Source organism: Psychrobacter sp. BI730 (assembly GCF_013414195.1).
Lineage (GTDB): Bacteria > Pseudomonadota > Gammaproteobacteria > Pseudomonadales > Moraxellaceae > Psychrobacter.
Genome location: NZ_JAATTV010000009.1, coordinates 114,360 through 133,583, shown reverse-complemented (window position 1 = coordinate 133,583; position 19,224 = coordinate 114,360). Strand labels below are relative to the sequence as shown.

At 44.7% G+C, this 19,224-nt stretch carries 15 protein-coding genes; 14 read left to right on the top strand and 1 reads right to left on the bottom strand.

Annotated features, from left to right (window positions below; translation table 11 throughout):
- Positions 1-480: 480 nt before the first annotated feature.
- The 5 genes from HCZ91_RS08790 to HCZ91_RS08770 all read left to right on the top strand — a co-directional run bounded on the left by HCZ91_RS08790 (position 481) and on the right by HCZ91_RS08770 (position 7,022).
- Positions 481-1,215 carry an ABC transporter permease subunit gene (locus tag HCZ91_RS08790; RefSeq protein ID WP_057758316.1) on the top strand — a complete coding sequence of 245 codons (735 nt, stop codon included), beginning with the start codon at positions 481-483 and terminating at the stop codon, positions 1,213-1,215.
- A gap of 12 nt (positions 1,216-1,227) precedes the next feature.
- The gene (locus HCZ91_RS08785; protein ID WP_101205569.1) at positions 1,228-1,953 is read left to right on the top strand and encodes an ABC transporter permease; all 726 of its coding nucleotides are present in this window, start codon (positions 1,228-1,230) and stop codon (positions 1,951-1,953) included.
- Between the two features lie 108 nt (positions 1,954-2,061).
- Positions 2,062-2,778: a fumarylacetoacetate hydrolase family protein gene (locus HCZ91_RS08780; protein WP_179799073.1), complete on the top strand. Its 717-nt coding sequence runs from the start codon at positions 2,062-2,064 to the stop codon at positions 2,776-2,778.
- A gap of 297 nt (positions 2,779-3,075) precedes the next feature.
- Positions 3,076-5,292 carry a PhoX family phosphatase gene (locus tag HCZ91_RS08775; RefSeq protein WP_179799072.1) on the top strand — a complete coding sequence of 739 codons (2,217 nt, stop codon included), beginning with the start codon at positions 3,076-3,078 and terminating at the stop codon, positions 5,290-5,292.
- Between the two features lie 236 nt (positions 5,293-5,528).
- Positions 5,529-7,022, top strand: a complete 1,494-nt coding sequence (locus tag HCZ91_RS08770) for an alpha/beta fold hydrolase (RefSeq protein WP_179799071.1) — start codon at positions 5,529-5,531, stop codon at positions 7,020-7,022.
- Positions 7,023-7,107: 85 nt separating this feature from the next.
- Here HCZ91_RS08770 and HCZ91_RS08765 read toward each other — a convergent pair whose 3' ends face one another.
- Positions 7,108-8,088 (bottom strand): Hsp33 family molecular chaperone HslO, encoded by a 981-nt coding sequence (locus HCZ91_RS08765; RefSeq protein WP_057758325.1) that lies wholly within the window; start codon positions 8,086-8,088, stop codon positions 7,108-7,110.
- A 376-nt stretch (positions 8,089-8,464) separates the two neighbouring features.
- Here HCZ91_RS08765 and HCZ91_RS08760 point away from each other — a divergent pair, with 376 nt between their 5' ends.
- The 9 genes from HCZ91_RS08760 (at position 8,465) to HCZ91_RS08720 (ending at position 19,200) form a co-directional block, all read left to right on the top strand.
- Positions 8,465-9,439 (top strand): glutamate/aspartate ABC transporter substrate-binding protein, encoded by a 975-nt coding sequence (locus HCZ91_RS08760; protein ID WP_179799070.1) that lies wholly within the window; start codon positions 8,465-8,467, stop codon positions 9,437-9,439.
- A 97-nt stretch (positions 9,440-9,536) separates the two neighbouring features.
- The gene (locus HCZ91_RS08755; RefSeq protein WP_057758328.1) at positions 9,537-10,283 is read left to right on the top strand and encodes an amino acid ABC transporter permease; all 747 of its coding nucleotides are present in this window, start codon (positions 9,537-9,539) and stop codon (positions 10,281-10,283) included.
- Complete coding sequence (locus HCZ91_RS08750; RefSeq protein WP_101205580.1) at positions 10,280-10,948, top strand: ABC transporter permease subunit; 669 nt, start codon at positions 10,280-10,282, stop codon at positions 10,946-10,948. The genes HCZ91_RS08755 and HCZ91_RS08750 overlap by 4 nt, the downstream gene beginning before the upstream one ends.
- Positions 10,949-11,132: 184 nt before the next feature.
- Positions 11,133-11,864 carry an amino acid ABC transporter ATP-binding protein gene (locus HCZ91_RS08745; RefSeq protein WP_057762314.1) on the top strand — a complete coding sequence of 244 codons (732 nt, stop codon included), beginning with the start codon at positions 11,133-11,135 and terminating at the stop codon, positions 11,862-11,864.
- Between the two features lie 403 nt (positions 11,865-12,267).
- Positions 12,268-12,876: a DJ-1/PfpI family protein gene (locus tag HCZ91_RS08740; RefSeq protein ID WP_179799069.1), complete on the top strand. Its 609-nt coding sequence runs from the start codon at positions 12,268-12,270 to the stop codon at positions 12,874-12,876.
- 99 nt (positions 12,877-12,975) lie between these two features.
- Positions 12,976-14,232 (top strand): FAD-dependent oxidoreductase, encoded by a 1,257-nt coding sequence (locus HCZ91_RS08735; RefSeq protein ID WP_179799068.1) that lies wholly within the window; start codon positions 12,976-12,978, stop codon positions 14,230-14,232.
- 370 nt (positions 14,233-14,602) lie between these two features.
- Positions 14,603-16,378, top strand: coding sequence for an AMP-binding protein (locus tag HCZ91_RS08730; RefSeq protein WP_102078301.1), 1,776 nt, complete (start codon positions 14,603-14,605; stop codon positions 16,376-16,378).
- Between the two features lie 236 nt (positions 16,379-16,614).
- Positions 16,615-18,225 (top strand): carboxyl transferase domain-containing protein, encoded by a 1,611-nt coding sequence (locus HCZ91_RS08725; RefSeq protein ID WP_179799067.1) that lies wholly within the window; start codon positions 16,615-16,617, stop codon positions 18,223-18,225.
- 165 nt (positions 18,226-18,390) lie between these two features.
- On the top strand, positions 18,391-19,200 hold the full coding sequence (locus HCZ91_RS08720; RefSeq protein WP_179799066.1) for an enoyl-CoA hydratase/isomerase family protein: 810 nt from the start codon (positions 18,391-18,393) through the stop codon (positions 19,198-19,200).
- The last annotated feature ends 24 nt before the right edge of the window (positions 19,201-19,224 follow it).

Genomic DNA, 19,224 nt, shown 5'->3' with positions numbered 1-19,224 from the left:
ATTTTGCTCAAATTTAGTCGGCTGATTGTATGTCTCTAGAGGCAAGTGTCTGTTTAAGTACGGTTTAGGCGCAGCTTTTACGCGTCAGTATTAACATCACGGCGAGTGAATATGATAAAATCAGCGCTCATTTCTACTGTGTCAATTATCGCAGCGTTAATCGTATTCTTCTGACGTCATTTTTTGACGCCGACCATCCCTATTGATTTGGTATAAAATACGGTGTTTTGCCGCGTTCAGCTATTGATGCTGATTCTTTTAACTCATATTTTGCTAGGGCGTGTCTTCATTTTAAAAATGGTAATAAAAATGAGATAAATTGCAGTCAAACAAGGAAAATAGCGCAAATAATATCTAGATATTAGTCAGCTATTTGACGCCGTTTGGCAAGATTTAGCCGTTTTTAAACCATTTAGATGTCTATCGATTGAATTGAAGACATGCCTTAATTGCTAATATAAAGAGACTGAGTGGATAATCGTGTTTGACTTACAAGGATTTGGCGCGCTTTTATTAAGCGGCGCTACCGTCACCATACAGCTAGCTGTGACCAGTTTAATCATTGGTTTGGCTTTAGGCTTGCTCGGCGCAACCGCAAAGATGTCCAATATCTGGTTGCTGCGTAAACTTGCGACTGTCTATACTGCGACGATGCGCGGTATTCCTGAGCTGCTATTGGTGCTCTTTATTTATTATGGCGGCTCTATCTTATTGATGAGCATCCTCAAAAAGTTCGGCTATAACGACTATGTCGAGATTAGCGCTTTTTGGGGTGGTGTCATGGCACTGTCTATTGCTTTTGGTGCGTATGCGACTGAAATTTTTCGCATGTCCATTCAAGAGATTCCAGTAGGGCAGCGAGAGGCTGCGCAAGCGATTGGTATGCGTCCTTTTCAGACTTTTTATCGCATCACTTTGCCGCAAGTGTGGCAGATTGCTTTGCCAGGTTTGGGTAATCTGTTTCTGGTACTGCTCAAAGATACCGCATTGGTATCGGTCGTGGGTCTCAAAGACATCATGTATCAGTCATCGCGTGCGGCACAGTCTACACAGCAGCCATTTACCTTTTATATGGCAGCAGCGATTATTTATTTGGGTCTGACCATGTTGATTACTGGCTTTATGATGTGGCTTGAGTGGCGCGCCAATCCTGCGGCACGCTATGCCAAAAAGATAAGCCGTCAATCCACTCACAGTCAATCGACCATAGGGTAGAGGAGAGATACTATGGATTGGAATTGGCAGGTCATTTTTGACCATATCCCTGATTTACTAGGCGGCGCGGTATTGACCGTACAGCTGGTTTTGTTTTCAGGTGTGATTGGATTGCTGTTTGGTTTGGTGTTGGCGTTGTTACGACTGTCTAAGAATTGGGTGGTACAGATACTACCGTTTCTGTATATTTTCTTTTTCCGTGGTACGCCGCTATTGGTACAGATATTCCTGATTTATTACGGTTTAGGTCAATTTGAGGCCGTACGCGAGTCGTTCTTGTGGGAGCCGGTACTTAGCCAAGCATATTGGTGTGCCATCATCGCCTTTACCCTGAATACCAGTGCTTATCTAGCCGAAATTATACGCGGTGCGATTCAGACGATTCCTATTGGAGAGCTTGAAGCTGCTGATGCGCTTGGCATGTCAAAATGGCAAAAGCTAACACGGGTTACGTTGCCGCGCGCATTTGGTATTGTGATTCCAGCGTACAGTAACGAAGTTATCTTTATGCTAAAAGGTAGTGCGCTCGCTTCAACTATTGCATTGATGGATATCACAGGTGTGGCTCGTACGATTAGTGCGCGTACCTATACCTTGATGGAGCTATTCTTTGCCGCTGGTATCGTCTATTTATTGCTGTCGTGGGTTATCTTGTTTAGCTTTAGAATGTTTGAAAAACGTATGAACCGCCACGCCAGTTATGTACCACCAGATGTCGTGACCAACACGATTCCATAGTGAGCAGTTAGCAAATAGCAGTTAGCAACTAAAAATCGTCAAAGTCACTGTAGACAGCATAGTATGGACTGCTGATAAAATAGCCATCATTTACAGGGAGAGTTTAGTATGAGCCAATCACCACACGAGTCACTAGCGAACGCCATTGCAGCTGGTGTCAATGCTGAGCAGGGCGCTATCAATCATAATGAAAGATTGCGTGCTTCTATTGGTAAAGTCGTCTGTGTTGGTCGCAACTATGCGGCACATGCTGCAGAGTTGGGCAATGAAGTACCAACCACGCCGATACTATTTATGAAGCCTGCGTCTTCAGTGGTCTCTATTCGTAGTGATGTGGTTCGCCCAAGTCCAGAGTTATTTGGTGAGACTCACTACGAGGCCGAGTTATGTATTCAATTATCAGCTGACTTATCTATGGCGACAGTTGAGCAAGCTCAGCAAGCGATTGGTGGCGTGACATTGGGACTGGATTTGACCTTGCGTGATTTGCAAAGCAAGCTAAAAGAAAAAGGTCATCCGTGGGAGCGTGCTAAGTGTTTTGACGGAGCCTGCGTGCTTGCTGATTGGCTCGACCCACAAGCGTTTGGCAATCTGCAGAATGTACAGTATCAGCTATCTATCAATGATAAATTAACGCAAGATGGCGATAGTGCCTTAATGCTATTTCCTGTCTATGAATTACTGGTCAATATCAGTCACGCCTTCAGCTTGCAAGCAGGGGATGTGATTATGACTGGCACGCCAAGCGGCGTTGGTGTGTTGCAAGCAGGCGATCAGCTTAAGCTAAAACTGGGTGCTCATGAGTGGGTATCACAAGTACAGTGAGCTTGATTGCAATAACAGACGCATATTAAAAACCCTGAGCAATTGCTTGGGGTTTTTGCTTTTAAGACTTTATATTTATTTCTAAAATTTGCTAACGGCCAAACAATGCTAGCTATCTAATCATTCTATTTTTCAATAATCGTCAGTACATTCGATTGTCATCAGTTTGTCACCTATTGTTCAGCGTGCTGTCATAAAGGTTGAGTAGACTTAAGCGGAATTCGTATTTTTGTGGTCGTAATGATAAAGCCGCGATCAACTCTCTGCCAATCTAGCCTAACAGCAAGGTGACTGATAATGACATTATTGAACAATGAGCGAACGCTTGCCCACGAAGTGGTTGAAGACTCCAATCCTACTAATAATACTGACTTTCAGACGATTATCAATCGTCGATTGAACCGCCGTAGTATCTTAAAGGGTGGCACAGGGTTGACGGCTGCTGCATTTTTTGGCGCATTACCTTTGGTCGGTTGTAGTGAAGACGATGATAGCAGTATTGTTGGTGATGACAATAATGCCGCTATCCCTGCACAAGGTGATCTAAAGCGTCCTGATACCCTAAAGTTTGAAGCAGTCGCGCATTCAACAGCTGATACGATGACCGTAGCAGCGGGCTACAAGGCAGAGATGATATTACCGCTGGGTACACCGCTGAACTCTGGTATTGAGGATTGGAAAGACAATCGTGAGCAATCAGCAGAGTCGTTTGAATGGCGTATGGGTGACAACCATGATGGAATGTGGTTCTTTGGCAAAAACGGTAACGCTTACGATGCCAAAGCGTCAGAAAATAGCTTGCTAGTCATGAACCATGAATACGTCAATAGCAGTGAGCTTAGCCCATTTGGCTATTACGTCACCCAAGATAACAATGCTGCACCTATTTTTCAAAACCGCCGTCTCGCGAGCGATGTACGCCGTGAAGTCAACTGTCATGGGGTCTCAGTCGTTGAGTTAACTCGCCGTGCAGATGGTATGGGTTATGAGATGGTACCTGATTCTAAATACAATCGCCGTATCACCAGTAGTACAACAGCGCAATTGGCTGGCCCTGTGGCAGGCTCTGCTCTGGTCAAGACCAAGTTTGATCCGACAGGCTATCAGACTCGCGGTATCAATAACAATTGCGGCGCAGGTCTGTCACCTTGGGGTACTTATCTGACTACCGAAGAGAACTTCTTGGGGGTGTTTGCCCGTGGACAAGATGCCAGCCAATTGAGCGCTGGTGATAACTATGCGCGCGAGCGCTACGGTGCGGTGGAGGACTTCCCAGGATGGGAGTATCTATGGCATACCCCAGAGGCAAAGGATGCCAAAATAGCAGACGAGTTCTCACGCTGGGACATGACCGCTGTTGGTGCCAGTGCTGCTGAAGATTATCGCTATGGCTTCAACACTTTTGGTTATATTACTGAGATTGACCCATTTGACCAAAACTCTATACCGCAGAAACGCACTGCACTGGGCCGATTCGCTCATGAAAACTGCGCGTATGCTCCTGTTGAGCAAGGCAAACCAGTGGTGTTCTATATGGGTGATGACGCCCGAGGTGAGTATATTTATAAGTTTGTCTCCAAAGCAATGTGGTCAAACTCGGACATCGGCGGCGGACTAAAAGCAGGTGACAAATATCTGAATGACGGCACGCTATACGTGGCGGTATTTAATGAGGACGGTAGCGGTGAATGGAAAGCTCTCGTCCATGGTCAAAATGGACTGGATGCTTTTAATAGTGTACTGCCATTCAATGGACAAGATGAAGTATTGGTCTTTGCCCGTGCAGCTGCCGATGCCGCTGGTGCTACTAAGATGGATCGACCTGAATGGGTATCGGTCAGTCCTATGACGGGTGATGTCTATGTGACATTGACCAATAACAAATATCGCGGCGTACGTGACGACCAGCCTGTCTCAGCCTCCAATCCGCGTAGCTATCAATCAAACGGAAAAGCGCTTGGTAATGACAATGGTCACATTATTCGCTGGGCAGAAGCAGGCGGCGACCATGCTGCAACGAGCTTTGAGTGGGATATCTATCTATTTGGTGCGCCAAGTGATTTATCGGCAGAAAACTTATCTCAGCTAAATGACAATAATGACTTCTCTTCACCTGATGGACTGTATTTTGACCCGCGCGGTGTCTTATGGATTCAGACAGATGACGGCGCTTACACCGATACTAGTAGCTGTATGTTGCTCGCGGCTCTGCCAGGCAAGGTCAGTGATGGGTCGATGACGACCACATCGGCAGGGCAGTCAACCCGAGTTGGCATATCTGCCAGCAATGATAATATCAAACGATTCTTTGTCGGTCCTGAAGGATGCGAAGTAACAGGTATCACTATGGCACCAGATTTTAAGACGCTGTTTATCAATATTCAGCATCCAGGCAACACATGGGGCGCTGTCGCTGGTGGTAGTATACCTCGCTCAGCGACTGTGATGATTACTCGCGAGGATGGTGATGTCATACTGGCAGAATCATTTGATACAGCTGATAGCACGACATAGATAGATAAGCTATAGGCGGATAATAGAAACAAATAAAATGCTCACAACCATAAAAATCCCAAGTTAAGGCTTGGGATTTTTTATTATCATATTGATCTGATGGTTAAAGAGACCGTCTATCACTCATTTGGCTCTGCTAGTCGTCATCCCGCTCTAAAGTCAAACCATTTACTTCTCTTTGCTGCCGTTACAGGATAATATAGACCATTACTTTTTTCGCTGAATGTGCAAATATTATGAGCAGTCCAAAGGTGTTTTATAACGACGGTGTTAGTGACAGCGACGCTCAAAATGATAGCAGCTATACTCGTACTCATCATGAGCTCGACGCGCATTTTGTCCCAGATGCGAGTGTGCCGCTACATAGTCATCTATATGAGCAAATCGACCAACTCGAAGCCATCGATATGGATGAGCTGGTCAAGCTACTAGCAGATGCGGATGACAGTGATGAAATCAACAAAACACCTGTATCTTTGGCTGATTTTTTTGAAGGATTGGCGCAGCTTGCTACCGTGGGTGTGGTTGAGATTACAGAAATCGTAGAAGCCATCCACCGTGAAGTTATCTTGCGTCCGCTAGGCCGCTTCAATGACAAACATTTAAATAAATGGTCGCGCGGATTTACTGGACGTATCTATGGCACGATACGTCATGTCATGCAAATGGTCGGTAATAACCTAGCGTCTGTACTACGCATATATAAAAACCTGATTCTCCAAAAGTCAGTGCAGCCACTACCAGACTCACTGAAAAAACTGGTCAACGTCTTAAATGGTGTCATGGGTGATCATCTGGTCAATAATCAAAATGCGCTTGCCATTCCGATGATGCTATACACTCAAGACGGCAAGCCGCAAGGTGAGGTGCTATCAGGTCGCATCGTTATTTTGTGCCATGGTTTATGTATGAGTCATTTAAGCTGGCAAGCCCAAGCGGATAATGATTTAGGCGAGGCCATTCATGTCAGCCAGCCTGATACCACGGTGTTATATTTGGATTACAACACAGGTCGCCGTATCTCGCGTAGCGGCCGTAAGTTCTCTCAATTGCTACAAGCGCTGGTCGCTGACAACCCAAATATCAGTCAGATAGATCTTGTTGGACATAGTATGGGCGGTTTGGTCTCTCGCAGTGCACTGTTCTATGGTGAGCAAGATCGCCTAGACTGGATCAAGCGCGTGGGCAATCTCATCACGCTAGGTTCGCCGCATCATGGGGCAGTCCTTGAGCGTATCGGTAATTATGTGCAAGACGTCATTGCCAAGCTACCGTTTGCAGGCTCACTGGCCAAGCTCGGTGATATGCGCAGTGCCGGTATTATCGATCTGCGTCATGGCAGTATTCGTGATGCAGATTGGAAAGCATTAGAAGGACGTAGCGTACTACCACAAGACTTTCGCCATCCTGCACGGTTACCAAGTGGTATCAAAACTTACTTTGTCGCCAGTGCGTTGCTTGAGACGCATTATGATTCTAAGGTAACGGATCTGCTAGGAGACAGTTTGGTATCAGTGGCTTCAGCGTTGGGTGAAGATGACGCTGAGCATGCCTTGTTTGTGCCAGATGGTCATAAAGCAGTGTTTTATGGCATCAATCATATGAACTTAATCCATAGTAGACGAGTGCGCGAGCAGGTTGTTGAATGGCTACTTGATAATGGTCGAAGTGACTACGCCGGACGTCCGCGCATACACTCTTATCCTAGAAGTTTAGATGTGGCGGTGTAGTGATTTAATGTGAAAAACAAAAAACCCTCAAGCATGACGCTTGAGGGTTTTTTTATAAACACTGATTTATAGTAAGTAAGAAAACTTACTCAGCAAATATTGCTGCTACATCATCTTTATTAAACTTATAGACTTCACCGCAGAAACCGCAATCCATCTCAAATGTACCGCCTTGCTCTTCGACGATATCTAACGCTTCCGCTTCGCCGATTTGCTCAATTGCCATTTCACACTTCTCGCGTGAGCAAGTACACCCAAATGATAGAGGCGCAGGCTCAGGTGCCACGATGTTTTCTTCGTGATACAAGCGATAGAGTATTTCGTTAGCATCCAGTGTCGTTAGTTCTTCTGCTTTTACCGTGCGTGTCAATACAGACAAGCGCGTCCATAAATCATCGTCGATACCTGCGTCTTGGTTTTGCTCAACTTCAGACGTTTCTTCAGCAGTACGCGGTAGCATTTGTACCAAGATACCACCGGCTTGCAGACCATCAGATGCCAAGTTAATCAACGTTGGAATCTGGGCTGATTGCTTTTGATAATGCGCTAAGCAATCCGCTAGATTGTCATGGCTACGCTCAACGATACCTTGGTATGGTTCACCGCCATCAGGCTGAATATTGATAAACAATACGCCTTGTCCCATCGCACCAAGTTCAGCAAACGCTTCTTTGGCATGGGTCATATTGTCCCACGCTTGTACTTGCTCATCCGTCTCGCCTTTCCAGCTAGCAAGCGCACGAATGATACCGTCTTGATCGCATTCTGCCATCGCCCAGTTTAGTAAGCTGTCACTGTCTGATGACTGCAACTGAATAGATAGGCGACCATTGATTTTGACCGTACTGATTAGCAAACTCGCTGCCGTCAGCATCTCACCCAATAAGCGTTTGATGGCTTCAGGGTAGGGCTTTTGTGCAATCGTGCTCGCGTAGCTGCGTGATAGGCGTACTACATCACCGCGCACTGGAGAGTCTTCAACAAAGAAACGTTGGCGAATGTCGTTGCTGCCATGGTTGCCAGTAGTTTGGCTGTCCGTATTTGGGACTTGGATATCTTGAGTCATAAGTCATTTGTAGTATAGAGAAGTTGTTTGCTTTATGGGGATTACTGCCGATTTATCAATCTCACTTAGCAGACTGTTTTGACGATTATGAGCAGTAAAGGTTAATAACGAGCTTAAACAACCAAGCGGCTGTTTGTACAAAGCTCTGAGTAGATAACCGTTATGAGCCAACATTTTGTAGCCAGAATATAAATATATTCATAAATATGTACTCTCTCAAAAAAAATTCACCCTCTACTGCAAATTTGTTGTACAGTAACATTAAGTTGCATTGTGATAAACAACAGCAACAACCGTACGGATGCGGGGCAGTCTGGTCAATCAGACCTATGTCGTCCAAGCACTCACTCAATCTTGCGATAAAAGGATGTATTTCATGACATACTCATTTTCCAAACCGTTGACTTTAGCTGCTGTTATGGCATTAGGCTTAGCGGGATGTAATAACAGCAGCCAGACCAGCACTGATGCGCCAGCAGATGATGCAACGACGACAGAAACCACCACCAACGGCACGTTACAGAAAATCAAAGACTCTGGCACTATTGTCGTCGGTCACCGTGATTCCTCTATTCCTTTTTCTTATATCGCTGATGATCCTAATCAGCCGATTGGTTATGCTCACGACTTGGAAATGAAAGTGGTTGAAGCCGTTAAGCAAAAGCTAAACATGCCAGACCTTAACGTTCGCTATAACCTAATTACTTCGCAAACTCGTATCCCATTGGTACAAAACGGCACGGTAGATTTTGAGTGTGGCTCAACCACCAATAACGAAGAACGTCAAAAGCAAGTTGCATTCTCAAACGGTTTCTTTGAAATCGGTACGCGTCTGTTGACCAAAAAAGACTCTGGTATTCAAGATTTTGAAGATCTAAAAGGCAAAACTCTGGTAACGACAGCAGGCACGACTTCAGAGCGTTATATCCGTCAGTACAACGATGATAATAAAATGGATACCAATATCATTTCAGCAAAAGATCATGGTGAAGGCTTCCTAATGCTAGAGAATGGTCGCGCTGATGCCTTTATGATGGATGATGTATTGCTCGCAGGCGAAAAAGCCAAGGCAAAAAATCCTGATGAATGGGTCATCGTCGGTACGCCGCAATCGTTTGAAATCTATGGTTGTATGATGCGTAAAGATGATCCTGAATTCAAAGCTGTGGTCGATGAAGCACTTGCTAATGTGTTTAGCTCAGGCGAAATCAATAGCATTTATGACAAGTGGTTCTTGAATCCAATCCCACCGAAGAACGTCAATCTAAACTTTGAGATGTCAGACAACTTAAAGGCCTTGATTGCCAATCCGCATGACAGCGCTCAGCCTAAAGGAGCAGCAGCGCAGTAACGCTCATTGTCCCTCAACATAGCTTGCCTATACGTTCAGATAGCCAGTAATTTTATTTGACGTATAGGCTTATCAATCGTTGCTCGGAGAGACAACCATGAATTATAGCTGGAACTGGGGTGTGCTCTTTGAGCAGACTGGTATTGGCAACGAGCTCTATATCCATTGGATGATCACTGGTCTTGGCTGGCTGCTATTGATTGGCAGTATCGCTTGGGCCATCGCGATGGTCGTTGGTACCATCTTCGGTATCATGCGTACCTTGCCCAACAAGACCGCTCGTGCAATCGGTACGGCTTATGTGACATTTTTTCGTAATATCCCACTGCTTGTTCAACTGTTCTTTTGGTTTTATATCGCCCCTGGCTGGCTCACGCCAACGATACAAGAATGGTGGTATAAGGATTTGTCTCCGAATACCTCAGCCATGTTATCAGCCAGTATTGGTTTGGGCTTATTTACTGCTGCTCGTATCGTGGAACAGGTACGGACGGGTATAGAGTCATTACCTGATGGACAGATTAACGCAGCCTACGCGTTAGGGTTTAGTATTCCACAAGTCTATAAAGAAGTGCTGCTACCGCAAGCATTTCGTATTATCTTGCCACCGCTCAGCTCTGAGCTGACTAACTGCTTTAAAAACGCCTCTGTGGCCTCGCTAGTGGGGGTAATGGAGCTGATTAGCCAAACCAAAACCATCAGCGAATACACTCAAAATAGTATCGAGATATATACTTACGCGACGATTATTTATTTGGTTTTCAATTTATCCTTAATCGCTATTATGGGATTGATTGAACGTAAATTGCGTGTGCCTGGGCTTATTGCGGGAGGTCAGAAATGAATATGACCGAATTGGCAACAGCCTATCCTGGTTTGATGGGTGGCATGCTTACCACCTTAAAAGTGCTGTTTTTGGCTATTTTGGGCGGTATTAGTTTAGGAACTGTACTGGCATTGATGCGTTTGTCAGGTATCAAAGCGCTTGAGATTCCAGCAAAGCTATACGTCAATTACTTCCGCTCTGTGCCACTGTTATTAGTACTGTTATGGTTCTACTTTGCCGTACCGATGATTTATCTTTGGGTAGCGGGTAAGTACCTGCAGCTCGATGCTGCGTTTGCGTCCTGTGTGGTCGCATTTATGATGTTTGAGGCCGCTTATTTCTCAGAAGTGGTGCGTGCTGGTATTCAATCGATTGGTAGCGGGCAGGTCAATGCGGCAAAAGCGCTCGGTATGACTTATGGGCAGACCATGCGTCTGGTCATCTTGCCACAAGCCTTTCGTAAGATGCTGCCATTGATTTTGCAGCAATGTATTATTTTATTCCAAGATACGACACTGGTATTTGCCATTGGTTTGACCGACTTTTTCCGCGCAGCCTATGTTCGCGGTGAACTAATGGGACTACTCACGCCGTATATCTTAGGTGCTGGTGCTGTCTATTTTGTGATTAGCTTAAGTGCTTCTATTGGTGTGCAACAATTACAAAAGCGTTTGCGGTTTTAGTATAGTTATTTTAATACGGCTATCGCTTGCGCTTTTGAGTGTTAAGAGCTTGAGTATTTGATTTAACTTTTTAAATAATGATTATCGAAAATAATGTGGTTAGGAGCCAGTGATGAGCAATGCTGATACGTACTTAAATGCCTTTGGCGGGCTGGTTACCAATAGTGGTCATGCTAGTGATGAGATGGTCATCGAGATATCTAATGTCAGCAAATGGTATGGAGACTTTCAAGTACTGACTGACTGTACGGCGCATGTACATAAAGGTGATGTCGTCGTCGTTTGTGGTCCATCGGGCAGTGGTAAATCAACTTTGATTAAGACGGTGAATGGACTTGAGCCTTTTCAAAAAGGTGACATCATGGTCAATGGTATCTCTGTCGGTGATCCAAAGACTAATCTACCTAAGTTACGCAGTCGTGTTGGCATGGTGTTTCAGCACTTTGAGTTGTTTCCACATTTGACTATTATTGATAATTTGACCGTGGCACAAATCAAAGTATTGGGTCGTAAAGAGTCTGAGGCCAAACAAAAAGCGATGGCTTATCTCGACCGTGTTGGTCTGACAGTACAAGCGGCAAAATATCCAGCGGAGCTCTCTGGTGGTCAGCAGCAGCGTGTTGCAATTGCACGAGCGTTGGCCATGGATCCCGTCGCAATGCTGTTTGATGAGCCAACCTCTGCGCTTGATCCTGAGATGATTCAAGAAGTGCTAGACGTAATGGTCGAGCTAACTCGTGATGGTATGACCATGATGTGTGTGACGCATGAAATGGGCTTTGCCAGTCAGGTGGCCAATCGTATTATCTTTATGGATGAAGGTCATATCGTAGAAAACTGTAGTAAGGATGAGTTTTTTGAAGGCGCGAAAAGTGACCGTGCGCAGATGTTTTTATCGAAGATTTTAAATCATTAAATACACTTTAATTTACGATTGTTTATAGCAGTATTTCTAAGATAAAGACATGTTCTAAAGCTTACTTTTCTTTCCACTGCTAATAATTATCTAAAGCGCCTTATTAAAGACAGTTAAACGCTATCTTTAATAGGGCGCTTTGTATTGAGCTTTCTTTATATAGCTATTTGAAAAACAATTTAGAGCTTGTGATGTTTACACACAAGGAATTTGAATAAGATAGCTTTGAGACTATAAAGCCGCTGAAAATAGAGCGGGAATAGTCGCATGATTAGAGAGGTTGCAAACGGCAAAGGTAGATGAAATGGCTCATCTGATTAACCAAACAAGTTTGAAAAGATAGTAGTCATAATATAGATGAGTTTAATTTAATTTAACGTTATTAACTTAATTAGGATTGAATATGACGCTAAAACGAACCGTCGGCATACTACTATTCAATGAAGTAGAAGTATTGGATTTTGCAGGACCTTTTGAGGTGTTTTCGTTGGCTGAAAATGCTACCTCTGCTAGTGATGATAAGCACTTCAAGGTTATCACTATTGCTGAGCATCAAGCAACGATATCTGCTAGAAACGGTCTACAAGTCATTCCTGACTATAGTTTTGCCAATCATCCAGACATTGATGTATTAATTGTTCCCGGTGGGTACGGTGCCGAAAAAACAGAAATATATAATAAGGTGGTAATTGATTGGATTAACACTCAAGCAAGTTTGGCAGAGCTGACGCTTTCAGTGTGTACAGGAGCGTTGCTGTTGGCTAAGGCAGGTTTATTAACTGGTAAGTCAGCAACCACGCACTGGATGGATTTGGATAATTTAGCATCCTATCCTGATATCGATGTGATCTCGCATACGCGTTTTGTAGATGCTAATGATGATACTGGTAATATCATCACATCAGCGGGGATAAGTGCAGGAATCCATGCAAGTCTATACTGTATAGAAAAATTAATAGATAGTGAAACCATGCGTGCAACAGCGCATCGCATGGAGTTCGATATTGACTAAGTGAATTGCTAGATAGGTGAGTGAATGGCTGTTTACTGATACAATAGCGGTCAATATTTTTGATAATTAAAATAATTCATAAACCATATTGGAGTTTGTATGAGCGTAGAAAACCTATCTGTAGCATCGAGCACAGCAGCAAAAAAAGGTGTGGTTATTATTGGTGCAGGACTGGCAGGCTGGCATGTCATTGATGCCATTCGTGCCAAAGACACAGAGATTCCAATCACATTAATCACGGCTGATAGTGGCGACCGTTATCATAAGCCGATGTTGACGATGGCAATCAGCCAAAACAAACGAGCATCAGACTTGGTACGGGCATTTGGTAGCGAAGCGGCGAAGACAGCAGAAGTGATGCTGCTAGCCAATACGCAAGTAACAGATATTGATCCAGTGAGCCAAACCGTACAGGTGCGATCTACTGCGCAGTCAGATGACACACTGACGACTATCGGCTATGAGAAAATGGTACTAGCGATGGGTGCGCATCCTATTTTCCCTAAAAGCCTGCCGCAAGATTTGGTCTGGCACGTCAATCATATCGAGCGCTTTGGTCAGTTACAAGAGAAGCTAGCAACAGGTAGTCAGCACGTTGCGATCGTTGGTGCTGGTATGGTGGGTACAGAAATCGCAGAAGACCTACTCAAGGCTGGTCATAAAGTAACACTGATTGATTTAAACGATGCACCGCTTTCGCAGATGCTACCAGCAAAAGCAACCGCACGTATCGCCAAAGCGATCGAGTCGCAAGGTATTCAATTCTTAGGTGGTTATCAAGTATCAGCTGTTACTCGCGTCAATGACGATGACAATAACGATGACAGCGAAGATGCCGAGAAACTACAAGTAGACTATGCACCGTTATCACCGGATTCAGACAATGCTGATCTTCAGACGCTTGAACCACTGATTGTAGATCATGTGATTGCCAGCACAGGTCTGACAGTCGATGAGCAATTACCTGCTGCGGCTGGTGTGGAATTCGATCGCCGTACGGGTATCGTGGTGGATGCAGCGACGTTGCGTACCAATGCAGCGAATATCTATGCTATCGGTGACTGTATGTCTATCAATGGGGTCGCTTGTCGTTATGTTGCGCCATTACGCGCGCAGGCCGCGACTATCGCTGATGATATCTTAGGTCATGAGCATAGTGGCTATGATCATAAGCCGCCAATGATTCGCCTTAAGAACAAAGCCATCTCTGTGATGGTGACGGGTGTACCGCAAGCAGTGGGCAATTGGCAAGTGAAGACTGAGAATGATGATGAGCTAATCATGGATTTGCTCGATGATAATGAAGCTGTTAGCGCAACAGTAACGATTAAAGCGCCTGCAGTTTCTAAAGTATAACGATTGCAGTACCGTCTTTAGAAAAACTAATAAAAGCACATCATCTATAAGTGATGTCCTTTATTAGATGCTTTCCAGACAATTTAGATAAACGACAGTGTTGATAATTAAGCCAGCCCATTCCTTATGATGTGGCTGGCTTTTTTATGTCAAATATTTGCCATGATTCTATGTTACTTTTTACTAAGTAGAAAGGCAGATTATCCAATTAAATGATACATAATGTATTGATATTATTGACAGGCTTTCATTGATGGCGTTATAGTAGCTGAATGCTATGTAAGACCTGCCCAAGGAAGAAGGTTTGCACGCAGGCTATTAATAAGTGCTATTTATAAATACTATAAAAAGTAAAACGAAAGGACTCGTTATGACTCAAACTCCTGATTTCGATTCGACTCGCGTTGACTTCGATACTATTTTAAACAATATTCCTAGTATCAATATGGGCGCACGCTCAGCCAATGCACCACTTACTCAAAGCTATGATAAAGGTCCTGATGTACCGCTGATTGAAGCGACAATCGGTGACTTTTTTGATGCTATTGTTTCCAAATATCCTGAGCGCGAAGCACTGGTCGTCCGCCATCAAAATATCCGTTGGACATATCGTGAGCTACAGCAGCAAGTGAATCAGCTAGCCAGTAGTATGATTGAGATGGGATTAGAGATTGGTGATCGTATCGGTATATGGTCGCACAACAATGCTGAATGGTTACTCATGCAGTTGGCCACGGCAAAAGTCGGCGTCATCCTCGTTAATATCAATCCTGCCTACCGTACTTTTGAGTTGCAATATGCCTTAAATAAATTGGGCTGCTCAGCGCTCGTGCTTATGCGTCATTTCAAAACCAGTGATTACGCAAGTTTAATCCGTGAGCTATGTCCTGAAATTTACCATAAAGATTACACTCAGCTTGATTTGGTTGAGATTCCGACGATTGAACGCATCATCTGGATTGATGAGCCAGAGTCGGATGAGACCTTCGGTTTTATGCAAAAGTTCTCTGCGTGGATGAGCGAGGGCGATGCCAACGATCCGCGTGTTGCTGAGCGTCAAGCTCAGCTTAAAAACACCGATGCTATCAATGTACAGTTCACCAGTGGTACGACAGGTACACCAAAAGGTGCAACCTTAAGCCATCGTAATATCTTAAATAATGGCTACTTTATCGGTGAAGCCATGAACCTCACTGAAGAGGACAGACTGTGTATTCCAGTACCTCTGTACCATTGCTTTGGTATGGTGCTTGGTAATCTAGCGATTCTCACGCATGGCGGTTGTATCGTATATCCAAACGACGGCTTTGAGCCATTGACCGTATTGCAGGCAGTCGAAGAAGAAAAGTGTACAGGTCTGCACGGCGTGCCAACGATGTTTATCGCTGAGCTTGACCATCCTGAGTTTGAAAACTTTGATTTATCGACCTTGCGCACGGGTATCATGGCTGGGTCTAGCTGTCCGATTGAGGTTATGCGCCGCGTCATCGATAAGATGCACATGAGCGAAGTTACTATTGCCTATGGTATGACAGAGACCAGTCCTGTATCTTGCCAGACCAATGAGCACACGCCACTTGATAAACAAGTCTCGACAGTAGGACTGGTACAGCCTGCGCTTGAGGTCAAAGTCGTCGATACAGAAACAGGTGAAATTGTCCCGTTGGGTGAGACGGGTGAGTTGCTTACACGAGGCTATTCCGTGATGAAAGGCTATTGGGGCAGCCGCTTTAAAACGCGTGAGGCGATTCAAGATGGTTGGATGCATACGGGTGACTTGGCCACAATGGACGAAGACGGCTACGTAAAAATCGTCGGCCGTAGTAAAGATATGGTGATTCGCGGCGGCGAAAATATCTATCCAGTAGAAATTGAAAATTATCTCTATCGTCATCCTAAGATTCGTGATGTGCAAATCGTGGGTATACCAGATGAGCGTTATGGTGAAGTGCTGGCAGCGTGGATTATTCCGAAAGAGCCTGGCTGCTTGACTGAACAGGAAGTACGCGAGTTCTGTAGTGAGCATATCGCTCACTATAAAGTGCCGACTTACTATCGCTTTGTGACTGAATATCCAATGACCATCACTGGAAAAATTCAAAAATATAAAATCATTGAGCAAATGAAAGAAGAGTTGGGTTTGTAGCAAGCTTACTTATCTGCTCTAAAAAACAAAAGACTAACCATATTCATTTCACTATAAAAGTATTACAGCGTTAACCTCGCTTGAAGTATCACACATACATCTGCACTCGGTTGCCTTGTACTACTTTTAAATTGAATCGACTATATGTGAGCAATGCTTAAAAATAGTAGTTAGTATCATTTATATAAAAAGCTACTCACATCTACGTATCTATGTATAAGAAAAAAAGGGATATCATGAGCGCTATCATAACCAGTAAACTGAGTCCAAACTCAAGCGATTTTCAGCAAAACAGTGCCGCTATGCAAGAGATAGTCGATGACCTGTATGTACACTTGCGTAAAGTTGCCCAAGGTGGCTCAGAGCGCGCACGAGCCAAGCATCTAGCGCGTGGTAAGCTGTTACCACGTGAGCGCGTCGAGCGTTTATTGGATGTAGGCACGCCGTTCCTAGAAGTGGCACCGATGGCTGCACATAATATGTATGGCGAAGAGATTCCGGCTGCTGGCGTGATTGCAGGTATCGGCCGTATCAATGGTATCGAGTGTATGATTGTCTGTAATGATGCCACGGTAAAAGGCGGCACATACTACCCAATGACGGTCAAAAAACACCTACGAGCCCAAGAAATTGCTCAAGAAAATCATCTACCGTGCGTTTATCTGGTTGATTCAGGTGGTGCAAACCTACCGAACCAAGATGATGTGTTCCCGGATAAAGAACATTTCGGCCGTATCTTTTTTAATCAAGCAAATCTGAGTGCAGCAGGTATTCCGCAGATAGCTGTGGTTATGGGTAGCTGTACGGCTGGTGGTGCTTATGTTCCTGCCATGAGTGATGAGTCTATTATCGTCAAAGAGCAAGGTACGATATTTTTGGGTGGTCCACCACTAGTCAAAGCAGCGACGGGTGAAGAGGTCACGGCAGAAGACTTGGGCGGTGGTGATGTACATACCCGACTGTCGGGCGTGGTCGATCATCTAGCGCAAAACGATACGCATGCACTATCAATTGCCCGTAATATCGTCAGCCATCTAAATCGCCCTGCAAAAAACATTCCTAATCAAATCACATCGCGTCCGCCGCGTTATGACGCCAAAGAGCTATACGGTGTGATTCCAACGGACAAGCGCAAGCCATTTGATATCAGAGAAATCATCGCGCGTATCGTTGATGACAGTGCCTTTGATGAGTTTAAAGCACGCTTTGGTACGACGCTGGTCTGTGGATTTGCTCATATCGAAGGGATGCCTGTTGGTATTATTGCCAATAACGGTATCTTGTTCAGTGAGTCAGCGCAAAAAGGTACGCACTTCATCGAGCTATGCTGTAAGCGCAAAATCCCATTAGTATTCCTGCAAAACATCACAGGCTTTATGGTTGGCCGCAAATACGAGAATGAAGGTATCGCTCGTCATGGCGCCAAAATGGTAATGGCAGTGGCTAATGCAAAAGTGCCAAAGTTCACGGTTATCGTCGGTGGTTCGTTCGGCGCTGGTAATTACGGTATGTGTGGCCGCGCTTACAGCCCGCGTTTCTTATGGATGTGGCCAAATGCGCGTATCTCTGTCATGGGCGGTGAGCAAGCAGCGTCAGTACTGGCAACGGTCAAACGTGATAACTTTGATCGCAAAGGTGAAGCGTGGAGCGACGAAGACGAAGCCGCATTTAAAGCGCCGATTCGTGAAATGTATGAAGAGCAAGGTCATCCGTATTATGCTACCGCGCGCATGTGGGACGATGGCGTGATTGACCCTGCTGATACGCGCAATGTATTGGCGTTAGGATTAAGTGCGGCTTATAACGCGCCGATTGAAGAGACGAAATTTGGTGTCTTTAGAATGTAAGCGTTCTAAAGTCTCCCCATAATAAGCGACTACTGCGTTAACCTCATTTAAAGTACGATTTGTACATCTACGCTTAGTCTTTGCACTTGGTTTCTTTGTATTAACATTATTATGGATTGACCAAGAGTTTGTTTGAGTATTTACATAAAAAATATAGAGAAAGTTATGCAAAAAGACAGTAATAAAAATTATAAAAGCCTATTGGTTAACGTCGAGCAGCACGTGGCGACAGTGACCTTAAATCGTCCTGAGATACGTAATGCTTTTAATGATGAAATGATTGCTGAGCTAACCGATGCGTTCAATACGCTTGGTGCTGATGATGAGGTACGTGTCATTGTGCTAGCCGCTGCTGGCAAGGCTTTTTGTGCAGGCGCTGACCTCAATTGGATGCGTGCCATGGCAGATTATAGCTATGAAGAGAATCTAGCGGATGCTGATAAATTGGCGCAAATGCTTAAGACTATTTATGAATGCCCTAAGCCAACAGTCGCGGCTATTCAAGGCGATGTATACGCAGGTGGCATGGGTCTAGTCGCTGCTTGCGACGTAGCCATTGCGGTCAAAATTGCTAATTTCTGCCTCAGTGAAGTGCGTTTGGGCTTGGCCCCTGCCACTATCAGTCCTTATGTTATCCGAGCGCTAGGTGCTAGAGCATCGCAGCGTTATTTCTTAAGTGCTGAAGTATTTGATGCCAAAAAGGCACGTCAGCTTGGTTTTATCCATGAGCGTGTTAGCGAAGAAGGGCTGGCCGATGAAGTGGCTGCATTCTGTAATAAGGTCGTCAAAAATAGCCCTGATGCGGTAAAAACCTGCAAACAGCTATTACACGATGTCGCGGGTGCGCCTATTACAGATGAGCTGATTGCTGACACGGTCAAAGGTATCGCTGATATCCGCTCATCAAAGCAAGGCAAAGAGGGCGTGCAAGCCTTTTTGCAAAAGCGTAAACCTGATTGGCTAATGGCAGACTAACTAGTAGCAGAACAATGATAGGCA